We start from the raw sequence: 21,469 nt of genomic DNA, 5'->3' as shown, positions 1-21,469 counted from the left end.
GGCTGAGCTCGACACCGCCTTTCGGCAGGGACCCCGTCTTTCGACGGTGTTCTGGCCGGAAGGCGGTGTCTTCGTTGCGGGCCGAACGCAGGATCCGACGGCTCGCCCGGGCAGCCGGACCCGGCTTCGAGCCCTACTGAGCGTCTTGCCGCGACTGGTTCTCGCGCGGCCCGCCGCGCAGAATGCGCCGGACCCTCGGCACAGCCAGCCCGAGAATGTCGCCGATATCGCGACGCGTGACGCCCTCGTCGTCGAGCGCGCGTGCGGCTCGGCCGAGGGCCTCCCACTCGTCGTCGAGCGCCTCGTCGGAGGTACGCCGGAGCTCTTCGGCCCGGTCGAGCTGCTCGGCGACGTCGCCGGGATACACGACCGTCAGCTCGAGCTCGATCTTCTCCGGGTCGGCGTCTTCGAAGTCGGCGATGAAGGCGCGGGCCACTGATTCGGCTTCGCCGAGCCAGCGGGCTTCGGCGACACCACCGATCGGGGCGATCTCGAGGAGCCAGGCGGAGCCGTCGCGGCTCACGGTCACGTCGTACGTCAAAGAAGGCATGCACCGAGTCTGACAGGCTCCGGGCCGGTCGGCTGACGTTCTCCACAGGGGTGGCTCGTGCCGTCGCCGGGCGACCCGACGCGGATCGGCCAAGGTCGCGCGCCGCGGCGCTGTGACCTTGGCCGATCCACGTCACCCCGCAGTGAGTGGCTGCCTAGGAGGACGCGCCGCAGGACTCCGCCGGGGCGGTCGCCGATCCGGACGGCGCGGTGGGCTCGGCCATCGGCGCCGTACCCGCCTTCGGTGTGGCCGGCGTCTTGCCGTCTTTCGCCGCGGCGGGAGGTGTCGGTGCCGTGCCTTCCTTCGGTGCGGCCGGCTTCTCCCCCTTCTTCGGGAGTGCGGGAGCCTTTCCAGCGGCTGGAGCCGCAGGCGCAGCAGGCGCCTTTCCGTTAGACGACGCCGCGGGCGCCTTCCCATCGGCGGGAGCCGTCGGCGCGGCCGGAGCCTTGCCATCAGCCGGAGCAGCAGGCGCAGTCCGCGCCTTCCCGTCCGCCGGGGCCGCAGGCGCCTTCCCATCCGTGGGACCCGCCGGAAGCGCACCCGCAGCAGGGCCCTTCCCCGCAGCCGGCCCCGATGCCGAGCCGGAGCCCGTGCCAGACCCCGAGCCCGTCCCGGTCCCCGCGCCCGCACCCGGCGCACAGGCCTGCGGCGTCGAGCTCGAGCCACCGCCGGTGCCGGACGTGGCGCCGTCGGTCGGTTCGGCTGTGCTGGTGCCGGCTCCCGCGGATCCTGAGCCGTTCGATCCGGTGCTGCCCGCGGCCGAGCTGGTGGATCCGGTGTTGCCGTTGCCCGAGGCCGCGACCGCGGCACCCACCCCGGCCCCGCCGAGGCAGAGGGCGACGATGGCGGCACCGATCACGATGCGCTTGGTGCGCTTCTGCCCGGTGCCGAAGGCACTGCCGGTGCCGAAGGCACTGCCGGTGCCGAAGGCACTGCCGCTGCCGGAGACGCCGCCGGAGCCGCTGCCGCTGCCGTCGCCGGGTGCGCCGTACGAGGCGACGACGGTCTCGCGAGCCGGTGCGTTCCACTCGGCGGCGGGTCGGCCCATCTCGGGCATCTCTCGCGTCTGGGCGTAGTCGTCCGAGCCGCCCGGGGTGCCGACGACAGGCCGCGCAAACTCTTCGGTCGGCTGGTTGTCGACGGTGCCGTCGGCGGGGTCGGCACCCGTGCTGCCGTCACGACCGGCGTCGTCACGACCGGGGCCGTCTCCGCCAGTGCTGCCATCACGGCCGGCGCCGTCGTCGGCCCGGTTCATGCCGAACGGGTCGAAGGGCGTGTTGTCGTCGTGGTTGTTTTGCTTGCTCATGGGTTGCTCCGTTCATCTGGGCTGCTGCCCGGTTGCTGGTGAACTCACAGTCGAAGTCGAATCTGAAGCATCACTTAAGGACAGCCTCTGGGCAGGAGTTTCATAGGTCCGTGCTCGCGAAAAGTCGTAGCGTTCCCTCATGCCCAACCCCGCCCGGATCCTGATCGTCGACGATGACGAGACCATTCGCACCTCCGTCGCGACCGCCCTCTCGGCCGAGGGATTCAGCTGCCGAACCGCCCCCGACGGCCGTTCGATCGCCGCCAAACTGTCGACTTTCCTGCCCGATCTGGTGATCCTCGACTGGATGATGCCGGGTCCGAACGGCATCCAGCTCGCCGCCGCCGTGCGGACCTCGACCGACGCCGCCGTGGTCATGCTGACCGCTCGCGACGAGGTCGACGACCGTCTGCGCGGTTTCTCGGAAGGCATCGACGACTACCTGGTGAAGCCGTTCTCGATGGCCGAGCTCGTCGCGCGGGTCACTGCCGTGCTCCGCCGCCGCGGCCGTGTTCCGTCTGTCATCGAGGTCGGCGATCTGCTCGTCGATCAGGAGGCGGCTTCGGCCCGTCGCGGCGACGTCGTCCTCGATCTCACCGCGACCGAGTTCCGCCTCCTCGAGTTCCTCGCGTCGAGCCGGGGGCGCACTCTCTCGAAGGGTCAGATCCTCACCCAGGTGTGGGGCTACGACGACTATGACCCCAATCTCGTCGAGGTCCACCTTTCGTCTCTCCGTCGAAAGATGGAGTCGCACGGCCCCCGCCTCATCCATACCGTCCGAGGCATGGGCTATCGGGTCGCTGTCGCCGAGGCCGTGCGATGAACCGAAGGATCCGCCCCACCCGAACCGGGCCCGGCCTCCGAACGGGCTCTCTCCGCCTGCGCGCCGTCGTCGCCGTGCTGCTCCTCCTCGTGGTGCTGCTCGGCGCCCTCGCGATCACCGTCGAGGCCATCCTCGGTCAGCGGCTCCGCGGTCAGATCGAGGATCGGCTTCGCGATCGTGCCTCCGCCGCGACCGCCCTCGTCGGCACGGTCAGCTCGGATGAGCTCGCAGAACGCCTGTCTGCACAGGGGCTGTCGGTGCTGATCAGAGACAAGAACGGCGATTCGATCGTCGCCGGGCCCTCCCCGGAGCAGTTGCGGGCCGGGCCGAAGGCGAATGCCGGGCTGGTCGGGCCGGCCGGGAATGCGCCGGGTGGAGCAGCGGGTGCCGGATCCTCGTCCGGGTCGGCGTCGACCGAGTCATCCGCCGGATCAACCGGCACGTCGAGTGCCCCTGCCGACGCCGCTGATGTGACGATCAGCTCGTCGCGCATCACCGACGACGACCAGATCATCACTCTCGTGTCGAAGCTGAGCGACGGGTCGACCATCACGCTGACGGCCGATGCGAGTTCGGTCGGGCAGACCCTGGCGCAGCTGCGCTGGGTGATGCTCGGGGCGTCGGGGGCGTTCCTGGTCGTTGCGGCCGTCGGCCTCGTTCTCGTGGTGCGGGCCTCTCTCCGACCTCTCGACCGGATGACCGGCGTCGCCCGCTCCATCGCCGGGGGTGATCGTGGTCGGCGACTGCGACCGGGCAATCCACGCACCGAGATCGGCCGGGTGGCACTCGCCTTCGACGAGATGCTCGACGCCGTCGAGGGAGCGGAACGGAAGGCGCTCGAAGCCGAGGCACGGGTTCGGTCGTTCGTGTCGGATGCCGCCCACGAGTTGCGCACCCCGGTCGCCGGCATGCGTGCCGCCGCCGACACCCTCGTGCGGGCACCGGTAAGCGCCGAGGAACGCGAACGCCTGGCCTCGCACGTCGCCCGCGAGGCGGGGCGCGCCTCGCGCCTCATCGACGACATGCTGATGATGGCTCGCGTCGATCGCGGCCTCGAGCTCGAACTCGCCCCGGTCGACCTCGGTGCGCTCGTGCTGGCCGAGGTCGAGCGGCACCGTCTGCGCCGGCCCGGGCTCGACCTGCAGGTGTCGTTGCCCGATCGCGTCGTGGATAACCAGCCCGTGCTCGTCGACGCCGACGTCGATCGGCTTGCCCAGGTGATCGGCAACCTCGTCGACAACGCGTCGCGCGCCACGTCCGGGCGGGGGCGGGTCCACCTTTCGGTTGACGAGCCGGTCGGATCCCACGCATCGGTCACCGTCGCCGACAATGGCCCGGGAGTGCCCGAGGCCGACCGCGAGCGCATCTTCGACCGCCTCGTGCGGCTCGACGCGGGCCGCGATCACGCCAGCGGCGGTGCCGGTCTTGGCCTGCCGATCGCGCGCGGTATCGCGCGGGCGCACGGGGGCGAGCTGGTGTGTGTTGCGCCGGCGTCCGGTGTGGGGGCCGAGTTCGTGGTGACGCTGCCGGTGCTAGTGCCTGGCTCTGCTTCTTCGATCGAGCATCACGTCCTGGCAATCGGCCAGATCTGAGGCGTTTATTTGGCGATGGCCTCACTACGGCGAGTCGGGCTCGTCAAAAGAGCCGAACCCTATACATCGGAGTCGGTGTCGTTCCGAGGGCGCTCCTTGCGGCTTTCAGCCCGGATCGATATGACGAAGTTAGTCACAACCAGGACGAGATTGAGGACGATGGCCCACGTTACGGAGTAGTCGCCGAAAAAGGATCCGACGATGACGACGAGTATGCAGAGTTGAGTTACGAGCATCACGCGTTGCCACAGGGTTAACCGACTCCACCATTTGGGCATGGCCCCAGTATGCACAGGGCGGCTGGGGCCGGGGTTGGGTCGGGCTGTCGGTCAAGGTTTAGGCTCCCGCCATGAAGCGGAACGGTTGGAACGTGTTGTTGGTGCTGCAATTTGTTGCCGGCCTCCTGCTCTTCGCGAGTGGCTTATTCGGCATGATTTTGTCGGACGGCAAGTGGTTGTGGAACCTGCTGCTTCTTGTGGTTGGGCTGGGCGCGATGTTGCTCGCGGCGCGGAGGGCTCGCGGCACGGGCCGCCCGATACTGTAACCGGGATGGCCGGAAACGCCAGCCGACATGGGGGCGGAAGTCGGTCCTTCAAGCAACGAACAAATGGTCAACGAAACGGGCTCCTGGATTTCACAAGCTTTACCGCGGAGTACCCGTTCGCATCGAGGAGTGGTCGTAGGCGCGCCTTTTCTGCGGCGAAGTCGTTTCCGGGACCAACCCTGATCTCCACCATCGGAAGATTGCTGGGCGCCGTCTGGTAGTACGTCGGATCGTGCTTGTCCCAGTCCGTGGCGAAGGGGTCAGAGTCCGCCCCCGTGACGCGAATGTGGGTGAAAGCGCCAAGAGGGTTGGGATGGATTGCCGCCGGATTGTCTGGCTTGGTGACGGCGTACCTAACTTCATGCTCGCGAAAGAAGTCCTGATGCTTGATCGACGCAACCGCGTCGACGTAGCCACTGCTCCCTCGATCACGAAATATTGAACCGAAGTTGTCGCCCACGTCGTGACGAGCATCTATGTAAGCGCCTTCGTCCTCGCCTTGGTGTATTTCCCAGATCGCACGAGTCGCCAACTTAAGCTGCTCGATTTTGTCATAGGCGAGGTCGAGCCATCGAAATGGGAACTCCTCAATGTACGGTCCTCGAGACGGGATAGGTAGTTCAGTTCCGACGACCGGAAGGTAGACATCGCGCGGAATTGCGACGGCGAATCCGTTCGCTCCCGCGTACTTCTGCCACTGCTCGGTGTCGTCAGACTCAGGGCTAAAGCAGGTGACGAAGGCACTTCCGTGGTAAAGGTCGCCACCGGCACCTTCGAGCGACTCTTTCAGCTCCGTGAAGTCGATCTCGGGTGCAGTGTTGTCGAAGTAGTCCCAGTCCTTCCTCATCGCCTTGAACGCTTGCTTGACACGCTTGTTCCCGAGCCTCAGCTCGGTGGCATCGTTCAGGCCCGCGATGTCCGCTGCCCATAGCTCGTGATTGGCGATTATCTTCTCCACCACGTCGTGCTTCGTGTAGTGCCAGACGATGTTAGAAGGGCTCATGGCCTAACGATAGCGACCGGGGTTGCCCACGCGGCGGCTGCGATGTCGGTAGGAACTCGTAACGTCACTTTTCCCGGCCCGGAGGAAAACGTGGGCATCGTGGACCGCTTTCGATTTGGCTGAGCTAGAACTGTCACGCACGTCCCGACGTCAGGTAAACCCGGGTCAGACCCTGCCCGCCGCAAAACTCCTTACCGGCGTTCCAACTTGTCGATTGCGCTGTCCACGCCGTAAACGCCTAGTTCAAGCAGACGATCAAGGATATCTAAGAGTGCGGCGACTCTGTTTTTCTCGCGTGTTTGGGCAAGACCTCGAACGAGTAACTCAGCTATGTAGTGCGCATCGCCGGCTGCACCAGTCCGTATGTCCGATACTTCGTCGCCGAATAGGTCGAGGAATCTGTGCGCGGCGAGATCGACGAGGTCGTCAACTCTGTCAGGGGCTTCCTGCAGAAGAATCAGTAGCTGCGGAGTGACGTGGACGTAACTAGGCGACGCGATCAAGTCACCGAGCAGGGGAGTAAACGGCCGGAGGCTCCGATCCCTAAGGTAATGCACCAGACTTCCCACTTCCTTGCGCACTCGATCATTTTCGTCCTGCATCAGCCGACGCAGAGCGCTAAACGCGAGCTCCGAGTTTGCTGCGCGGTCCACCCGAGCGCTGCAAACAAATGCAACTCCAACTCGAATCTCGACATCGCCCGTGAGTGCTGTTCGCATAAGCCACGGGCGCTCCCATTCAAGGGCGGCAAAGGCTGCGAGGCGTCCTCCAGCCTGACGCACCTCACCCGCCTTCGACGCGAGCATTCGTTCGATGATCGGATCGATTTCCTCCGGATTGACGTTGCCGATATAAAGCATGAGGTTACCGACGAGATCGGAAGCAAGCAGGATGTCGTCCGCATCTATGAGACGTCGGAACGCTTCAATAGCTGTGGAACGCTCATGTCGTAGAGAAGCGGCTATGACGTGCGCGGTGCAAGCTCGGACGCCAAGGTCGCGATCACTTGCCAGGGCGTCGAGGTACGGAACGACGGCCGGGGTGCGTTCGCCTCCCGTGTCGCTCACGAGAAGGTCGCCGAGCGTTTCGGCGAGACTACCTCTCGCAGAATTGACACCGTGTTGACGAAGATCACGGGCGGCGCGGTCGCCATTCTGGGTCTCAGACGCGGGTATGTCATCCGAAGGGTCGAGGGCACTTAGCGCGCGGTCGCGGATGAGCTCCACAAGGTCGATGGGTGTGTCCTCGAGCACATGACGCACTGACCAGCCGAGCCAACGATCGCATCCGGGTTGGCGGAGACTCGTGATGTGCCGAATCGCATCGAAGAAGTCTAGAAGCGCGCTCGATGGAATCGTCGCCTCACCAAATCCCCGAAGAATGGCGCTGGGATAAGCCGGATTCGTTGCCTGCGTCAACTCCATGGCCAAGCGAGCGAACCTCGCAGGATCTTGGGCCGTCCGCTGCATGAGCATATCGGAGAGTTCGCGAGCCCCGCCCACCGCCCAGTCGTCGTTTCGATCGTCGTTGTCGTGCTTTTTCATTGCTCGGAGCCATTGCTTGTTCGACATCTTGCCTGTGGCCGCAGCGTCGATTGGGGAGTCGACCACGAAACCAACTACCCCTTCGGGTTGCGGAGGCATCTCAATATTGAACTTTCGCCGATACTCAGCCAGGCGCCTTTGACCCGTTTGGCTGAGGCGATCTTGGTCGAGAGCAGATATGAATTTGAAGGCTGTGTACCCGAATGAGCGCCCGTGTTCGTAAGGGTTCCGGAGGTCTCGCACTACGTCTTCCAGTTGCTCATGGACCTCATCGGATAGGAAGGGCGCGATTGCCTCTACGAGTTGCCGTGACAGGTAGTGGCTATCTGAATAATCTCCGCAGTGAAGTCGGTTCCCGCCTTCGAGGATGAGTCGAGCGGACCAATCAACGTACTGGGGGGTTGCGGCGGTGAGGGTACGAAACAGAAGCCCTTGAGCTGATTCGTGTGCGTCCGTTGCCAGTAACTGAAGCAGAGGCTCGGCCGAGTCGGGGTCGGCTGAGGCTAGGACCACGAGGGCTTCAGAGGCCCGGTTGTACAGGGAGTCGTCGGCGTTGTCCGCTCCGGATAGTGCGCGATGCCGGAAACTGAAGTGGCGGTCAGGAATAGGAAGCCCGTCGGGGGACCGACCAAAGGCAGTTTCTCGCATGACAGCCAACAGGAAGGGAATAACCGCCTCCACGAACGCTTGGGGCTCGGCTTGGCTTGAGTCTTCTATGAGTTTGGACAGACTGTAATCATGGGTCGCAAGGACGGCGATCTTGTCATCAGGGCCTTTGACCAGCGCCGATGGCCGGTCCACAAAGCACACTTTGAGCAACTCGATTGCCCATAGAGGCTGACGCTTCCCCAGGTCATGCCCTACCAGCCAGAACATCTGTTCGTTCGGATCAATGTCACCGATTCGAATCGCTTCGAGCAGGACGTCGAACACCGGTCTATTTAAATGAAGATCGGCGCGCTGGATGATCGCTCGAAGCCAAAGCCCGTACTCGGGCGCGTCGCGCCGCATCTTTAGGAGCGCTGCGACCTGCGGGCCGTGCTGCGGCCCTGCATGTGCCAGCCATGATCCGCCTCGTTCCCGCAGGGGTTGGTCGTCGCTATCCAGCCATTCAGAGACGAGGCCCCGCTCGTGAAATGCGCCGAACCAGCTTGCTCTTGCAACTTGTCGCCACAGGTTCGAGGTTATGGAGGAGTCGGTTTCGCTAATCCGTAAAACGAGGTCAAGGTCCTCAGCTGTCGGCTCCTCCATGTTTGCGAACACGAGAAGGGCCGTTTCCTTGAGGTGGTACCGAATCGCGGATGAAGTCAGCACAGCTTCCACCTCCATGCGGTAACGAACGGGATCGCGTTCGCACAGGAGTTCGAGAATTTGACGAACTTGGGCTCGGCGGAAAAGATCTTGCTCTTGAGCGGTAAGGAACTCCACCATGGTCTGCTGCCTGGACATCCATTGCCGAGCGAACGTGTAATCAAAGAATGTTTCGTGGAAGAAGGACACGCGATTGCCCTCGATGGCCAGCACTTGTTCTGACGCCAGCACACCCGCGTCGATGATGAAGTCGTCTACGTCCAAGGTCTCGATGGCAACTGAGAGGGTTTGCTGATCGCTTGCTGCGTTGGCGATCCGAGCTAGGACGTCGTTGAATCGGATGCCCGGCCGATAGCTCTTAATGGTTTGCAGCTTGCGCTGCCAAAAGGCTTCGAATAGCGATCCGCGAGAATTGAACTTGAGCGCTTCGCGTTGAGCTGAGACCGATTCGAGGAGGACGAGGTTGAGCGGCGACCTGAGCAACTCCCGTTGGGTGGGACTGAGTTCTTTGGGTTCGAGTCCCATCGCTTCGACGGCCTGAGTGACAGCCTCGTCCGACAAAGGCTCAACCGCGAGTCGCTCCACGTCGATCCGAGCATTCAACTTACGGATGCGGTGGTCATTATCGACGTCAAATTGACGGCAGGCCAGAATAACGCGGACTCCGTCGGTAGCCATTGCTTCCTGAATCAGATCGGCGATGACGTCAAAACGTTCGGCTAGCCGTCCGGAAGCAAGCGACACGGCGTCAAGTTGATCAACGATGAGGAAAGCCTCTCGGCCGTCGGCCGCCATCCGCAACGATGGAACTGGCGAAGCGTTGAGGCCCAGCTGCAGTCCTAGGTCGGCCGTCGAGTTGAATGCGTCGAACCGGTCCAAGCGAAACGCGAGCACTTCGGCGTCCTGCGACTCAAGGTGGGTCACAACTTCTAAAAGAACGGACGATTTGCCGCCCCCTCCCTGTCCCACCAACAGCGCTAAGCGAGTAGTGCCCATCAGATTGATGAGGTCGTTTGACTCACTTCTTGGAATGGCCGGCTGAAGTTGTTCCCGTTCTACGGAGCCGCGCCAGGTTGCCGTGGCGTTATAGACGTCTTCGTGGGCCGTTCGCTTTGCCAGGGCGCCACGCATAGATATGCCGTAATGCGCCAGTCCGTCAAGCAACTCGCGGCTCGTCAGTTTCAAACGAAGCTTCTGCAACAGGACAGCACCAATACCCGTGACTACGAGGGCTTCGTCGGCTCCCACTAACAGGGTGTCGGCGAGGCTAGCGTTCGAACGCGCGAGAAGTTGTTCGCTCTCGACCTCGAACCACATCCCACGGAGTACTCGCCACGCGTTCTCTGCGCTTCCAAAATTCTTTGGAGCAGCGAGCTCGTCAAAGAAGGGAGCCAATGTCCGCGTGAGTTGAAGGCTCGTGAACTGCTCCAGGCTTGTGGACTGCCTGATCAGTTCGCTGAGAACTCTGAGCTGCCCGCAAGGTGTGGTTGAGCTGAAGTGATATTCGCGGCCGGCCTTTACGTGCCGTGATGCCGCATCAAGAACGCCCCGGCCGCGGAGAGCGGCAATGGTCCAATGATCATTGACGCTATTCTGCCGCTTGACCTGTGTCACGGCCATCTTGCCGTTTTCATCAATGTACGTGAACTCTGAACCGTTAGATCGATCCGGATCGAGATCCTCGAGAGTCAGGCTTCGTCGGTCGTCTTGAAGGCACAACAGCGCGTAGTGAACAGCCCACGACAACTCGTACATGTTGCCGACTTTGTCGGCAACTCCACCGCTGGCGTAACTTTTTACCGGTGAGTCCGTGCGCACCTGTCTAACTTCGTCCATGGGCACCATTCTGCGTTGTAATTAGTCGCTCGCCCGGATCCTGCCCCGTCGTGCCCTGCGTCGGGCCTCCAAGTACCTGCTGGCTCAATCCGCTCCGCCATCGGGGTTGACAGCTGGGACGGTCTTCGGCACAAGTACGTCATTAGAAGGAATCCCTGTTTTGGCGCGGAGCCAGTCCTAAAACCCCGCGATTCGCACGTGACTGGCTCGACGACCGACCCACTCGTTCTCCCAAACTCGAACTTGCATGACGCACATTTCGATGAAGTCATCCGCTTAGCTCGCCCACCGCGGGTCGTAGTCGATTTCCTGAGGGTGTAGGTCGTCGGAGTGATGGCTGTAGACCACACCATTCCCCAGCGCCTCGCCGAGGCACGCCTCTGAGGGCCGCTTCAGGTGCCGCCACTGGCGTGGTTCGCGGATTCTCGTGGCGTCGATACTCCCGTACGCGTCTGGAATCGCATCGAACCAGAACTGGATTACGCAGCGGTCCCGGAGATGACGGAGTTGCTCGGGCATCAGGATCATCCATTCGATGAGGCTGGCTGCGGCCTCACGTCGGCGAACGTGCTCATCTTGCTGACACTCCTGCCTCCCACGACAGAGCCGAGCGCTCCCCTAAATACGTTCGTCATGCGGCGAGTATGACGAAAGCCCCCGACAATCCCCGGTCGCCCTTCCGGGCGTCTGCGGGTGACGTGGAAACATCGGACGCCACGTTCGATCCCATGAGGATCCGAGCGGGATGACTTCAACTCAGCCGGATATGGGTTCGAATCCCACGAGGTCCACTGAGGCGCAGGTGCCACAGTAGCCGATACGTTCAAGGCTATGACGTCAAATCCCGTTGACCACATTGGCCGACTACACGCATGGTCTGAAGAGCTGATTGCCTGGGTTCAAGAAGGAACGTGCTTTGGGTTTGTCAGAGACGGTATCGCTTTGACGGCGGCGCACAACGTCCTAAATGCGGAAGCGAATTACGTCGTGATCTTCCCTCAGCACGAGACAGTTCACGATGTGATCGGAGTGATAGTGCACCCAACGGCCGATATTGCAATCCTTAATCTCGCTTTGTCTGGCGAGGCCAAGGGAGCAGGAATTTCCATGTCGGTTTTCTCAGACGGGACAAATGTCCACAGATATGGAGACGACTTCCACTCATTCGGTTTCCCCTCAGACAGTCCCGAAGGCGCAGGAAAGACTCCGTCCCGCATGTACAAGGGTTACTTGCAACGGATTTTCAAGTATGGACACCATGAAAAATGGACATACTTGGCGAGCGAACTGAGTGTTCCTGCGCCTCTGGGTCTTAGCGGAGCACCCATCTATTCCCCGACCGAACCCGACCTCGTCATGGGTCTTGTCACGGCCAACGTCGAGAGCTACACCGTTGGGCATTACGAGGAAAAGGTGGAAGAGGATGGCCAGCGCACATTATTTGAGGCGCGGCACATTATTACCTACGGCGTCGCCCTCCTCCTCTCGAACGTGGCAGATTGGCTTGGGGAGCACCTTTCGGGTAACGAGCGCCCGATGCAACTCCAACAGTCCGATGAATAGGCCGTCATAATTTGCGCCAGGTTGGAGTGCTTATGGAGTGGATTCCCGTCCGGGCATGCAAAAATCCCCAGCGAGAATGTAATTCCCATTAAGGTTTTCTTGGTCGGGCTGACAGGATTTGACTCCCCAGTGCTCCCCCAATCGCCGCCGGCGCGTAGCTTGGGGCCCCTCGCGCCGTGGGCCCACGAGCAGCCTCGCGTCCGAGTCAGCCGGACCAACGCAAAAGACGGCCGCCAGAGGCGACCGTCCTTCACATTGGTCGGGCTGACAGGATTTGAACCTGCGACCCCTTGACCCCCAGTCAAGTGCGCTACCAAGCTGCGCCACAGCCCGAGATGACTCCGTCTGAACCGTGAGGAACAGCCGATGTAATCCGGTGTTGCCCCGACCGAGGCAACCGGACAAGCATACCCGACCAAGCGGCCTCCCACGAACCACCCGCGAGATCCGAGACCCGCCCCGACCGTGTTTGCGTCATCCGACCGCGTTTATTCACGGTCGGGTGACGCTTTTACGGTCGAGACGCGAGCCGGCCCAGCTCAGCCCACCCCAACCGAGCCCAGCCGCCGCAGCACCCGACCCGCAATTGACTCCAGAGTCAATCAGGAAAAAAGAAACACCGACCCCCGAGAGACAACCGCGGCGACCCCAGCCAGCAGCACTCACCGCACCCCGCACCAGCGCTAGCCTGGAACCCCCAGATCGAAAGCCGCCCCGTGCAGAAGAAGCTCGTCGTCCTAGTCGCCGCCACCGTCGGATCCTTGGCTCTCGGCCTCACCGGCTGCTCCACCAGCTACCCCGACATCGCCGGCGTCTGGAAGGCCTCCGACGGCTCGCCCAACAAGACGATCAGCGACGACGGCAACTGCACGAACATGCTCTACACCGGCGGCACGATGAAAGAGATCGCGAAGCCGGGCATGTGCCAGATCACGGGCACGGCCGACCGTGGCGGCTACACGCTGAAGGTCTCGCAGACGGGAACGGTCGAGACGTACACCGCCACCTTCCGCAATCACGACGACACAATCGAGTTATCGCAAGCCGGGAGCACCATCGTGACGCTCACGCGCGCCCCCAGCGTCGACTAGGTCGGCGTCCTCCCACCTCAGGTCGATCCGCGCCACAGCGACGCACCCCACAGCCGAGCCCCGGGGCCGCAGCCGCTCATTCGTGGTGGGCGCAGTGGTCTCCCATCGGTTCCATCGGCAGGTCGAGCATCGGGTTGCCGTCGAAGAACCCGACCGGCTTGAGGTGGAATCCGGCCCGGGCCACGGGCATGACCGGCCAGTCCTCGGGGCGCACGACGTGGTGCACGCCGACCGTGTACCAGCACACGAGGTCGGCGTCGACAAGCGGCCGATCGCCCTCGATAAACCGCGACACTCCCTGGTCGACCGGCTGCTGCGCGATGTACTCGCCCGCCGCATAGCGCTGCCGCGGCTCGAACGCCGTAACCCAGAGCTGCTTCGTCGCGAAGGCCCCCCGCTCCCGCTGCTGCGACCCCGGCAGGGCGAAGAACGGCGCCGCGGCTCCCGGCTCGATGAGGTAGCCGGGGCGGCCGCCGATGCCGTTGACGGTGTCGGCCGAGGTGACGATCCACGTTCGCGCGGTCTGCGGCGACGCCTCCCGTGCGGCGCTTGACTCTGAAGTCAAGTGCGTCCGCTCGACCTGCCACGCACTCCCCCACGGGTTCGACGGACCGGCCGGCACCCCCGCCGAGTTCAGCTCCGAGATGTTGTTCCGCTGCCCGTCGACCTGCATGTCGAGGCGCACCGAGAAGAAGTGCTGGTGGTGCGGCCCGTAGAGCTGCGGCGCCACGAGCGACCCGAACCCCGGCTCGTCGCCGGGTGCTACGGCTCCGGGCAGCAGGGCTCCGGTCGAGATGATGCCGGTGAGCTTCACTTCGAGCTCGATCGACCCATCGAGGTGGATGTTCCAGTAGAAGCCGTAGTCGTAGTTGCCGACGGTGACGAAGAACGAGATGACGAGTCGGCGGTTGCGGCGAACCTCGCCTCGGCCATCGCGGTATTCGGTGTGCTTCCAGCCGATGCCGGCGTCTTCCTCGTGAATGCAGATGCCGTTCGGGATCACCAGCGGCGACCCGTCCTGATCGTTGACCACGGCATCGAGGTACAGGATCTCGCCGACGCAATCGCAGCCGAGCTCCAGCGAGTTGGCGAGCACGCCGAGCCCGTACTCGCCCTCGTCGAAGACGTTCTTGTTCCAGTGCGTCGCTGCCGGGTCGGCGTAGGGCACGTACATCTCCGACACCGATCCGCGGTAGAGGATCGGCCGCAGCTTCCCGTGGTCGAGGTACCGCACGTCTTGCAGCACGACGCCCTCGCGCGGCGTGTAGCCGACCTGGAGCCGCCAGGGGCCCCAGCTGAGGCTGTGTCCGTCGAGCTCGACGCTGGATCCTTCGGGCTGACTGATCTCGATGGGCTTCATCGGCGCTCGAGCCGCGTCGTGCGGCGGGTACTGACCGTCGCGCGACCAGAGCGCCTCCTCGAAGTTGCCGTTCGTCGGCGGCAGCGGCACGACTCCGTGGTCGGTGACCTCGAGCACCTCCCAGGTGTCCATGTCGATCGTGACGATGAGTCCCTCGACGGGGTGGGCGTAGCCGTTGTCGTACTGGCCGCGCCGCACGAACGTCAGCAGTCGCGCGAGTCTGCGGGTGGGTGCATCGTTCTCACCGGTGTAGCCCGACGACCACTTGTCGATCATGGCGCTGTCGAAGTCCTCGACGCCGCGGAGCCGCATGGCCTCCTGCCAGCGCACGTCGGCCCGGACGAGCTCCTCCGACTTGTCGAACTCCTCGACGGTGATGGGCGGCTGCACGCCCTCGATGTGCTCGTACGAGACGACCCGATCTTCGGTCAGCGAAACGATCGCCTCGTAGGTGGCGTGCTCGGCGGTCTCGCGGATCACTGCAAACCCCTGCCGATCCCACGCGTCACCCGGCTGCCAGTCGACGACGACCGACTTCGGCGGATCGAACGTCTCGATGAACACGAATCGTGCGGAGTTCAGGAGTCCCTGATCGCGCTTCAGGATCCGAGACACCCCCGAGATCTCGTCGGCGGACAGGGGCTCGAGGGGATGCGTAGGCAACGGTGCTCCTTCGGCGGCGCGGCGGGTGGTGGCCACGACCGTACTCGGAGCGGCGGCGGCGGTCGGGTGCCGGTTCGGTGGCCCCGCCTGCCGTTCTGTCAGCGGGGCCGTGCCGGATCCTCGTCCCGGCCCTTCCCCTCGCACATTTGCGAGCGATCCACCCCGGCGCCCGCCTCCCCGCGGTAACCGGTGTGACTCGCCGGTTAGATCGCTCTCAGATTCGCGCCGACCCACCCGCCGCCGCCCCGGCCCCGCGTCGCGGCACCGCCAACATCACGACCGCGACCAGCGCGACCAGTGCCAGCCCGGCGATCACCGGCGCCCCGAGGTCGACGGCGTGCTCGAGTCCTCCTGCGGTCGCCTCCGCCCCCAGCCAGAGCGCTGCGGCACCCTGAACGAGGTAGGCGACGAGGTAGACGGCCGAGAGGGTTCCGGCGCGGTGGTGAGCCGGCGCGTAGCGGCTGACGATCTGCAGGCCGGCCGCGAAGAACAGGCTGTAACCGACCCCGCCGAGCACACAGAAGGCCAGGAAAAGCCCGAGCGAATGCAACGATCCGGCCGCGACGAGCGACGCGAAGGCGAGCACAGTGGCCACGAACGCGACCGGCGTGGCGACGACGAGCGGCAGGCGGCGCGACGCGAGAGCCACGACGCCGATCACTCCCATCGAGAGCGCGATGATGGCGCCGGTCACGAACGCGTTGTCGCTGCCGATCAGCTGCTTGCCGATCGAGGCGCCGAGCGAGAGCACGACCGCACCGAGCGCATACGCGGCACTGATGCAGACGGCTGCGGCGGCCACGGCTCCCCAGAGCGACCGCGGCACGCTGATGCCGTGCGGCTTCCAGCGCCCGGCCTCCGCGGGTCGGTCGCGGCCGAGACGCCAGACGAAGACGAGCACGACGGCCTCGACAGCGAGCAGGATCCAGTAGGTCAGGTGCAGCGGGAACGGCGCGTACTGCACGAGCGCACCTCCGAGCAGCGTCGCGAAGACGAGCCCGACGGCGGTCGAGGCGGTGCTGATGGCGCCGGTCCGCGCCGAGTTCGCGGGCCCGGCGATGTCGATCATCTTCGCCGTGGCAGGGCTGAGCGAGAGGCCGACGCCGAGGCCCATGAAGGCTCGCCCGACGAGCAGCCAGCCGACGTTCGGCGCGACCGCGAACAGCAGCACGCCGATGATCGACGCTGCGACTCCGAGCAGGATGCTGGCCCTCCGCCCGATGGTGTCGCTCAGGTCGCCGAAGACGAGCAGCACGACCACGAGCACCAGCGGGTAGACGGCGAAGATCGACGTCGTCAGCAGCGCGGTGAGGTGCCAGTCGGCCGTGTACAGCGGGTAGACGGGGGTCGCCGCACCGCTCGTCCAGAGGGCGAGGGCGAGCACGGCCGCACACGTCCAAAAGGCCAGGCGATCAGACGTGGGCTGACGGGTCGAAGCGGGCATGACGCGACAGTAGCAGGCTGGCTACGAAAACCCTACTGAGGTAGGGTAGGTGGCATGTCACCACGCGCGTGCCCCGATCCCACCTGCGGGATCGCCCGCAGTCTCGACGTCCTCGGCGAGCGCTGGGCCCTCATGATCGTGCGCGACGCGTTCCTCGGCCGCTCCCGCTTCTCCGAGTTCCGCGCCTCCCTGGGCGTCTCCCCCGACATCCTCACCGCGCGGTTGGCCAGCCTGGTCGACTGCGGCGTGCTCGTCCGCCAGACCTATCGCGACCCCGGCGAGCGCGAACGCGACGAGTACGTCCTCACCGACGCCGGCCGCGAGCTGGCGCCGGTCCTCGCGGCTCTGGGGCGATGGGGCGCCGATCACCTCCCCGTCGACTCCGGCACGAGGATCCGCTACCTCGACTCCCACACCGGCGACCCGGTGCACCTGACGTTCGCCATGGCCGGCGGTGCGTCCGTCCCGGCGTCGCAGGTGACGCTCGTCCGCCCCTCGGCCTGACCTCGCTGCGCGCGCCCGGTCTCGCTAGCCGTTTCACGCGTCGCGAACCGATTATTCGGCGAGCGATGCGTGATTCGGGGAGCAACGCGTGCTTCAGGCCCACCACCTAGTCGCGCTTCGCACGTTTAGTCGCGGTACGGCGCGACTAAACCTGCGAATCGCGACTAAACGCTTTTCCGCGAGCCACGCCGCACCGGAGCCGGGAACACCGTGCGCAGGTGCGGGTTCGACAGCACGACCGCAATCGCGACCATCAGCCCCGAGAACACGAGTTGCTCGATCACCATCCACGTCGGGTACAGCCCCGGAAAACTGGCCACCACCACCGTCACCAGCGGAAAGATCCGCGAGAACAGCCGCAGCCGCGCAAACGCCCAGTAATAGCCGAGCTGGGCCCGCCACGCGAACACGTACAGCGAGAGCGTGATCAGCAGCACCACCGTCGACCGGAACCAGACAGCCCACGGCACGTGCACACCGTGCGACGCGAGCACAGTCGCGATCACGACCGCCGCGAGGCCGACCACCGTCTCGCCGACGAGAAGCCAGCGGATCGCCTTGAACGACCGCACCGTGCGCGGATGCCGACGCATGTCTTCGCGCACGACGTAGGCGTGCTGCCGCCCCCCGGCAAGACGATCGACGCGAAAGGTGGCGAACAGCCGATCGACGAGTGCGCCCAGCGTACCGGGCGGCGGCGTCGATGCGGTGGCCATGCGCCTATTCTCCCTCACCCGAGCGGCTACCCGACGTCGTACGGACTGCCCGACGCGCCGCGGCACGTCTCCTAGTCCGCCCGACGTACCACGGTATTTACGTCAAAGGCAGCAGCGGCAGCGCCGCCTGTCGCCTACGAGCGCTTGCGCTTCTCGCGCACTCGCATGTTGACCGTGATCGGAGTGCCCTCGAACCCGAAGATCTCGCGCAGACGACGCGTGATGAACCGGCGGTACTGCGGGTCGAGGAACCCGGTCGTGAACAGCACGAACGTCGGCGGGCGGTTGGCTGCCTGGGTGCCGAACAGGATCCGGGGCTGCTTGCCTCCGCGGACGGGGTGCGGGTGCTCCTGCGTGAGTTCGGCGAGCAGCGCGTTGAACTTGCCGGTGGGCACGCGGGTGTCCCACGACTCGAGAGCGAGCTCGAGCGCGGGCACGAGCTTCTCGAGGTGGCGGCCGGTCTTGGCCGAGATGTTGACGCGCGGGGCCCACGAGACGTGGTCGAGGTCTTGGTCGATCTCGCGCTCGAGGTAGCGGCGGCGGTCGTCGTCGAGGAGGTCCCACTTATTGAAGGCCAGCACGAGTGCGCGGCCGGACTCGAGTACGAGGTCGATGATGCGGAGGTCTTGAGTCGAGATGGGCTCGGTGACGTCGAGCACGACGACGGCGACCTCGGCCTTTTCGAGCGCGGCCGAGGTGCGGAGCGACGCGTAGAAGTCGGCACCCTGCTGCAGGTGGACGCGCTTGCGGATTCCGGCGGTGTCGACGAAGGTCCAGATGCGACCGCCGATCGACACCTGCTCGTCGACCGGGTCGCGGGTCGTGCCGGCCATCTCGTTGACGACGACTCGCTCCTCACCCGCGGCGCGGTTGAGCAGCGACGACTTGCCGACGTTCGGGCGGCCGAGGATGGCGACGCGGCGGGGCCCGCCGATCTCCTCTTTCGCGACCTTCGACACGGCGGGCAGCGTGGCCATCGCCTTGTCGAGGAGGTCGGCGACGCCGCGGCCGTGCAGCGCCGAGACGGGGAACGGCTCACCGAGGCCGAGGCTCCAGAGCTCGGAGGCCTGGATCGCCTTGCGGTCGTCGTCGGTCTTGTTGGCCACGAGGATCACGGGCTTGTGGGTGGCGCGCAGCATGCGGACGACGTGCTCGTCGGTTGACGTAGCACCGACGTTGACGTCGACGACGAAGAGGACGGCGTCAGCCAGGTCGACGGCGATCTCGGCCTGCATGGCGACGGAGGCGTCGATGCCGAGGGCGTCGGGCTCCCACCCGCCCGTGTCGACGATCGTGTAGCGGCGCCCGGCCCACTCGGCCTTGTACGAGACGCGGTCGCGGGTGACACCCGGCTTGTCTTCGACGACGGCCTCGCGGCGGCCGATGATGCGGTTGACGAGCTGCGACTTGCCGACGTTGGGTCGACCGACGATCGCGAGCACCGGCAGGGCGGGAGCGTAGGTGATCGCGTTGGGATCCCACTCGCCCGCTTCGAGCACATCGAGGTCTTCGTCGTCGAGCTCGTAGTCGGTCAGCCCCTGACGCAGGGCAGATGCGCGCTGCTCCGCGTCGACGTCGTCGAGGGTCGCGAGGCGATCGGCCATCGAGTCGTCGAACTCTGGAAAATCGCGGTCGCCCGAAGAGGCGCTGTCTTTGTCGTTCGCCATGGTGGCTCCTAGCTACGTGGGTGCTCTCCGGTCATGCCTGGGGCGCGGGCGCCGTGGCAGTGGAACGGACGAGCTCGACCATGGCCGAGACGGTCTGATCGAAGTCGAGATGAGTGGAATCGAGGGTCGTGACGCCTTCTGCGGCTGTCATGAAGTCGACCACCTTGCTGTCCTGCTGATCTCTCTTCGACAGCTGCCGGGCAGTTTCTTCGGCACTCTGCCCCGTGATCTCTGCGGAACGCCTGGCCATTCTAGCCTCTTCGGTAGCCGTGAGCAGGATCCGCACCTGCGCATCCGGCGCGACGACCGTCGTGATGTCACGCCCCTCCGTCACGATGCCGGGCTTCTCGGTGCCGGCGATGATGCCGCGGAACACCTCGACCAGGTGACTCCGCACCTCGGGGAGCTTCGAGACGGAGGCGACCGACTGCGTGACCTGGGGCGTCCGGATCTCGTCGGTCACGTCGGATCCTGAGATCCGGACGAAGTAGTCACCCGGATCGGTGCCGATCTCGTAGTCGAACGTCGGGATCACCGCGACGACGGCCGCAGCGTCAGACAGGTCGGCACCCGACCGCACCGCATGGAGGGCGAACGCCCGGTAGGCCGCACCGGTGTCTTGGTAGTCGAAGCCGAGGGCCACCGCCGTCGCCCGGCTGACGCTCGACTTGCCACTGCCCGCGGGGCCGTCGACGGCTACGACGACGGGTCGGTAGAGGCTGCTCGAGCGATACCGCGAGAGGAGGTCCGCTTTGAAGTCGCGTAGCTCTTCGGAGGTCTCGGGAAGGTCGGGGTTCGTCATGCCTGTGCTCCTGCAATGGTCCAGCCGCGCCGGACGAGTTCGTCGATAAGTCGTTCTTCATGTTCGGGCACGACGCTCACTTCGGCGAGGCCGAACTGCGCGCCGGGCGAGTGCTCCAGACGGAGGTCTTCGAGGTTGATGCCGGCTTCGCCCATCTCGGTGAACAGTCGCCCGAGCTGGCCCGGGGTGTCGTCGACCATGACGACCACCCGCGTGAAGACGGTGCTCTGACCGTGCTTACCGGGCAGGCGGGCGACACCCGTGTTGCCACGGCCAATGGTTTCGGCGATCGCGCGCAGCGACCCAGGATCCGACGGGGCCGAGAGTGCGGAGATCACGCCGTCGAGATCGTCCCGCAGCGCCCGGAGCACGGTTTCGACGTGCCCGGCATTCGCCCCGAGGATCTGCACCCACAGGCCGGCGTCGCTGGCGGCGATCCGTGTGACGTCCCTGACGCCCTGCCCCGCCAGGCCGAGCGAGGCGTCCGGGGCATCTCCGAGCCGTGCCGCCATGAGCGAGGCGACCACCTGGGGCGCGTGCGAGACGACGGCCACCCCGCGATCGTGCTCTTCGGGCGTCATCTCGATCGGGGTGGCTCCGAGGTCGAGCACGAGGTCTTCGAGAGCGGCCGCGGCGCGGTAGCTGATGGCGTCGTGGCCGGCGATCACCCAGGGGCGTCCGACAAAGAGGTCGGCGCGCGCCGAGATGGGGCCGCCGCGTTCACGCCCGGCCATGGGGTGCGAGCCAATGTAGCGCGAGACGTCGGCGCCACGACGCTCCAGCTCGCGGAGCGGCTCGACCTTGACACTCGCGACGTCAGTCACGAGGGCGTTCGGGTAGTCGGCGAGCTCGCGCACGACGATGTCGGCTGTGACATCCGGGGGAACGCAGACGACGATCAGGGTCGGCTCGTCCCCGTCGGCGGGCGCGCGGCCGGCGCCGTAGTCGATTGCCAGGCGGCGGGCCGACGGCGAGGCGTCGTCGAGGATGACCTCGACGCCCTGCTGCCGGAGGCCGAGGCCGATGCTCGCGCCGAGAAGGCCGGAGCCGACGATGCGGACGGGGCCGACGAGCCGCTTCGGCTCGTGAGCTCCCTCGTGGGTCGAGCTCACCGGCCGCTACCTCGTCGGCGCTCCTCCTGCTGACGGCG

General features: G+C 65.2%; 18 protein-coding genes and 1 tRNA gene. 6 read left to right on the top strand and 13 right to left on the bottom strand.

Annotation, left to right across the window (positions count from 1 at the left end; all coding sequences use genetic code 11):
* Positions 1–133 precede the first annotated feature (133 nt).
* A complete protein-coding gene (locus tag VH571_RS10575) occupies positions 134–550 on the bottom strand; it encodes a hypothetical protein (protein WP_123943549.1) in 417 nt (138 codons plus the stop codon).
* A gap of 154 nt (positions 551–704) precedes the next feature.
* Positions 705–1,856: a hypothetical protein gene (locus tag VH571_RS10570; RefSeq protein ID WP_423264525.1), complete on the bottom strand. Its 1,152-nt coding sequence runs from the start codon at positions 1,854–1,856 to the stop codon at positions 705–707.
* A gap of 139 nt (positions 1,857–1,995) precedes the next feature.
* Between VH571_RS10570 and VH571_RS10565 the strand changes: the two genes are divergently transcribed.
* Positions 1,996–2,679, top strand: coding sequence for a response regulator transcription factor (locus VH571_RS10565; RefSeq protein ID WP_423264524.1), 684 nt, complete (start codon positions 1,996–1,998; stop codon positions 2,677–2,679).
* Positions 2,676–4,271, top strand: a complete 1,596-nt coding sequence (locus VH571_RS10560) for a sensor histidine kinase (RefSeq protein ID WP_423264522.1) — start codon at positions 2,676–2,678, stop codon at positions 4,269–4,271. The genes VH571_RS10565 and VH571_RS10560 overlap by 4 nt, the downstream gene beginning before the upstream one ends.
* Positions 4,272–4,330: 59 nt before the next feature.
* Here VH571_RS10560 and VH571_RS10555 read toward each other — a convergent pair whose 3' ends face one another.
* Positions 4,331–4,507, bottom strand: a complete 177-nt coding sequence (locus tag VH571_RS10555) for a hypothetical protein (RefSeq protein WP_423264520.1) — start codon at positions 4,505–4,507, stop codon at positions 4,331–4,333.
* Between the two features lie 113 nt (positions 4,508–4,620).
* Here VH571_RS10555 and VH571_RS10550 point away from each other — a divergent pair, with 113 nt between their 5' ends.
* Positions 4,621–4,815 carry a hypothetical protein gene (locus tag VH571_RS10550; protein ID WP_423264519.1) on the top strand — a complete coding sequence of 65 codons (195 nt, stop codon included), beginning with the start codon at positions 4,621–4,623 and terminating at the stop codon, positions 4,813–4,815.
* Between the two features lie 67 nt (positions 4,816–4,882).
* Here VH571_RS10550 and VH571_RS10545 read toward each other — a convergent pair whose 3' ends face one another.
* From VH571_RS10545 to VH571_RS10535, 3 genes are all read right to left on the bottom strand, one after another.
* Complete coding sequence (locus tag VH571_RS10545; protein WP_423264518.1) at positions 4,883–5,818, bottom strand: hypothetical protein; 936 nt, start codon at positions 5,816–5,818, stop codon at positions 4,883–4,885.
* 191 nt (positions 5,819–6,009) lie between these two features.
* A complete protein-coding gene (locus tag VH571_RS10540; RefSeq protein WP_423264516.1) occupies positions 6,010–10,509 on the bottom strand; it encodes a hypothetical protein in 4,500 nt (1,499 codons plus the stop codon).
* A 276-nt stretch (positions 10,510–10,785) separates the two neighbouring features.
* Complete coding sequence (locus tag VH571_RS10535; RefSeq protein WP_423264514.1) at positions 10,786–11,028, bottom strand: hypothetical protein; 243 nt, start codon at positions 11,026–11,028, stop codon at positions 10,786–10,788.
* A gap of 312 nt (positions 11,029–11,340) precedes the next feature.
* Here VH571_RS10535 and VH571_RS10530 point away from each other — a divergent pair, with 312 nt between their 5' ends.
* Positions 11,341–12,072 carry a trypsin-like peptidase domain-containing protein gene (locus tag VH571_RS10530; protein WP_423264512.1) on the top strand — a complete coding sequence of 244 codons (732 nt, stop codon included), beginning with the start codon at positions 11,341–11,343 and terminating at the stop codon, positions 12,070–12,072.
* Between the two features lie 256 nt (positions 12,073–12,328).
* Here the strand turns inward: VH571_RS10530 and VH571_RS10525 are convergent.
* Positions 12,329–12,405: transfer RNA gene (locus VH571_RS10525), tRNA-Pro, on the bottom strand.
* A 383-nt stretch (positions 12,406–12,788) separates the two neighbouring features.
* Here VH571_RS10525 and VH571_RS10520 point away from each other — a divergent pair.
* The gene (locus tag VH571_RS10520; RefSeq protein ID WP_123943520.1) at positions 12,789–13,163 is read left to right on the top strand and encodes a hypothetical protein; all 375 of its coding nucleotides are present in this window, start codon (positions 12,789–12,791) and stop codon (positions 13,161–13,163) included.
* Between the two features lie 76 nt (positions 13,164–13,239).
* Here VH571_RS10520 and VH571_RS10515 read toward each other — a convergent pair whose 3' ends face one another.
* Positions 13,240–15,222 carry a primary-amine oxidase gene (locus VH571_RS10515; RefSeq protein WP_423264510.1) on the bottom strand — a complete coding sequence of 661 codons (1,983 nt, stop codon included), beginning with the start codon at positions 15,220–15,222 and terminating at the stop codon, positions 13,240–13,242.
* A 178-nt stretch (positions 15,223–15,400) separates the two neighbouring features.
* The gene (locus VH571_RS10510; RefSeq protein ID WP_423264508.1) at positions 15,401–16,630 is read right to left on the bottom strand and encodes an MFS transporter; all 1,230 of its coding nucleotides are present in this window, start codon (positions 16,628–16,630) and stop codon (positions 15,401–15,403) included.
* Between the two features lie 54 nt (positions 16,631–16,684).
* Between VH571_RS10510 and VH571_RS10505 the strand changes: the two genes are divergently transcribed.
* Positions 16,685–17,134 (top strand): winged helix-turn-helix transcriptional regulator, encoded by a 450-nt coding sequence (locus VH571_RS10505; RefSeq protein WP_423264507.1) that lies wholly within the window; start codon positions 16,685–16,687, stop codon positions 17,132–17,134.
* A gap of 164 nt (positions 17,135–17,298) precedes the next feature.
* On the opposite strand, the gene VH571_RS10500 is transcribed toward VH571_RS10505, so the two are convergent.
* The 4 genes from VH571_RS10500 to VH571_RS10485 form a co-directional block, all read right to left on the bottom strand.
* Positions 17,299–17,850: a hypothetical protein gene (locus VH571_RS10500; RefSeq protein WP_055957268.1), complete on the bottom strand. Its 552-nt coding sequence runs from the start codon at positions 17,848–17,850 to the stop codon at positions 17,299–17,301.
* Positions 17,851–17,984: 134 nt separating this feature from the next.
* A complete protein-coding gene (gene der / locus VH571_RS10495; RefSeq protein ID WP_370275193.1) occupies positions 17,985–19,454 on the bottom strand; it encodes a ribosome biogenesis GTPase Der in 1,470 nt (489 codons plus the stop codon).
* 94 nt (positions 19,455–19,548) lie between these two features.
* Positions 19,549–20,319, bottom strand: a complete 771-nt coding sequence (gene cmk, locus VH571_RS10490) for a (d)CMP kinase (protein WP_423264506.1) — start codon at positions 20,317–20,319, stop codon at positions 19,549–19,551.
* Positions 20,316–21,431, bottom strand: a complete 1,116-nt coding sequence (locus VH571_RS10485; protein ID WP_123943507.1) for a prephenate dehydrogenase — start codon at positions 21,429–21,431, stop codon at positions 20,316–20,318. Before VH571_RS10485 ends, cmk begins: the two co-directional genes overlap by 4 nt.
* Between the last annotated feature and the right edge of the window lie 38 nt (positions 21,432–21,469).

The organism is Frondihabitans sp. 4ASC-45, from assembly GCF_049472575.1.
Taxonomy (GTDB): Bacteria; Actinomycetota; Actinomycetes; order Actinomycetales; family Microbacteriaceae; genus Frondihabitans.
The sequence above is the reverse complement of the archived record's forward strand: the minus strand, read 5'-3'. Positions and strand labels throughout refer to the sequence as shown.

Excerpts from the sequence above, each read along its gene's own strand:
- VH571_RS10575 (WP_123943549.1), bottom strand. The coding sequence starts at position 550 with ATGCCTTCTTTGACGTACGACGTGACCGTGAGCCGCGACGGCTCCGCC.
- VH571_RS10570 (WP_423264525.1), bottom strand. The coding sequence starts at position 1,856 with ATGAGCAAGCAAAACAACCACGACGACAACACGCCCTTCGACCCGTTC.
- VH571_RS10565 (WP_423264524.1), top strand. The coding sequence starts at position 1,996 with ATGCCCAACCCCGCCCGGATCCTGATCGTCGACGATGACGAGACCATT.
- VH571_RS10560 (WP_423264522.1), top strand. The coding sequence starts at position 2,676 with ATGAACCGAAGGATCCGCCCCACCCGAACCGGGCCCGGCCTCCGAACG.
- VH571_RS10555 (WP_423264520.1), bottom strand. The coding sequence starts at position 4,507 with ATGCTCGTAACTCAACTCTGCATACTCGTCGTCATCGTCGGATCCTTT.
- VH571_RS10550 (WP_423264519.1), top strand. The coding sequence starts at position 4,621 with ATGAAGCGGAACGGTTGGAACGTGTTGTTGGTGCTGCAATTTGTTGCC.
- VH571_RS10545 (WP_423264518.1), bottom strand. The coding sequence starts at position 5,818 with ATGAGCCCTTCTAACATCGTCTGGCACTACACGAAGCACGACGTGGTG.
- VH571_RS10540 (WP_423264516.1), bottom strand. The coding sequence starts at position 10,509 with ATGGACGAAGTTAGACAGGTGCGCACGGACTCACCGGTAAAAAGTTAC.
- VH571_RS10535 (WP_423264514.1), bottom strand. The coding sequence starts at position 11,028 with ATGCCCGAGCAACTCCGTCATCTCCGGGACCGCTGCGTAATCCAGTTC.
- VH571_RS10530 (WP_423264512.1), top strand. The coding sequence starts at position 11,341 with ATGACGTCAAATCCCGTTGACCACATTGGCCGACTACACGCATGGTCT.
- VH571_RS10510 (WP_423264508.1), bottom strand. The coding sequence starts at position 16,630 with ATGCCCGCTTCGACCCGTCAGCCCACGTCTGATCGCCTGGCCTTTTGG.
- VH571_RS10505 (WP_423264507.1), top strand. The coding sequence starts at position 16,685 with ATGTCACCACGCGCGTGCCCCGATCCCACCTGCGGGATCGCCCGCAGT.
- VH571_RS10500 (WP_055957268.1), bottom strand. The coding sequence starts at position 17,850 with ATGGCCACCGCATCGACGCCGCCGCCCGGTACGCTGGGCGCACTCGTC.
- der (WP_370275193.1), bottom strand. The coding sequence starts at position 19,454 with ATGGCCGATCGCCTCGCGACCCTCGACGACGTCGACGCGGAGCAGCGC.
- cmk (WP_423264506.1), bottom strand. The coding sequence starts at position 20,319 with ATGACGAACCCCGACCTTCCCGAGACCTCCGAAGAGCTACGCGACTTC.